1 protein-coding gene is annotated in these 363 nt (G+C 69.7%); it reads right to left on the reverse strand.

The genetic code is table 11. The features are described from left to right. Positions 1-323: tetratricopeptide repeat protein (locus AC1DUE_RS20885; protein WP_477041304.1), on the reverse strand; the 323-nt coding region annotated here is incomplete at its 3' end. Positions 324-363 lie beyond the last annotated feature (40 nt).

Raw genomic sequence — 363 nt, forward strand, 5'->3', positions numbered from 1 at the left:
CTGTGGGGCAGCCCCGGCTTCGCGCACGCGTAGTTGATCAGCAGGTCCCGGTAGGAGGTGCTCGCGAGCTCCGGAGCCAGGACGATCAGGGCCCGCAGGTCGTCAGACGAGCCGGATAGGCGCGTGCGATAGGCGGCACCCGCCGCGCGCAGGGAGACTTCCTGCGGTTCGTGTTGCAGGCCCTGTTCGACGAGACCCACGGCGGCGGCGAAATCACCCTGCTCGGCGCGCACGTCGGCAAGGTCCAGATAGAGGGACCAGTTGGCAGGGTCCAGGGCCAGGGCGCCTTCGAAGGACGCCGCAGCCTGGTCCAGGTCGCCCATTGCACGCCAGGTGCTCGCGCGTGCGACCGCAGTCCACATG

The sequence above is a fragment of the Cellulomonas sp. P4_A2 genome (assembly GCF_056402515.1).